The 687-nt window shown below is 63.0% G+C and carries 1 protein-coding gene; it reads right to left on the reverse strand.

Translation table 11 applies throughout. The annotated features are described in order from the left end of the window. Window positions 1-266: 266 nt before the first annotated feature. Window positions 267-687, reverse strand: a 421-nt coding sequence (locus AC1DY5_RS57795) for a DUF1214 domain-containing protein (RefSeq protein WP_478123065.1), incomplete at its 5' end; no start/stop codon positions are given.

Consider the following 687-nt stretch of genomic DNA (forward strand, 5'->3'; position numbering starts at 1 on the left):
AGACCCGTCCGACAGTGGAACGGGCAGAAGCAGCCCAAATCGCCGGAATCGGCAAAAAGCGGAGCTACGCCGTCACCCTCCAGTCTTCAAGCAGCAACTGTTTTCACGCTCAGCGACTGCCTACAGCCGCGCCGCGAACTCTGTTCGGGTCTATGACCACGCAGCCGGAGGCTTGACGTCGATTCAAGGGTGGTGCGCCTCGCGCTCGACGCCTTTCTGCCCAGAGCCCGCATCCGAGGGCGCGCAACGCCCCAGAGCGCGTGACCTCAGTTGACAGCCACCGGTTCCGGGAAACTCCAGGTGCCGGAGAGAATTTCAGCGCGCGGGCGATACAGGCGCACCGTGTAGTTCCACCCCGGCGCAATCGGCAGGCAATTGGCAGCCTTGCCGTCGCAACCGCCGAACTGAATCGTGATTGAACCATCCCCGCCTTTCTTGGCAGTGAGGTTGTTGAGCGTGTAGGCGTTGGCAGCATTCTTCTCGTAGAAGCCTTCGGCGTTGTAGACGCTCACCGACCAGAAGCCGTCCACGGGCACATCCTTAGCGACCAGGCGATAGACGGTCTTGCCGTCATTCCGCGTCGGGGTGATGTTGAGATAGGTGGCGTCCTTGTCCGGGTTGCCGCCCCACGCTGCCGCCGCACCGACCAAACGGCGCACCGGGTCCACCTCGTCCCTGGTTCCGAAC

It is taken from the genome of Variovorax sp. P4_D9 (assembly GCF_056401695.1).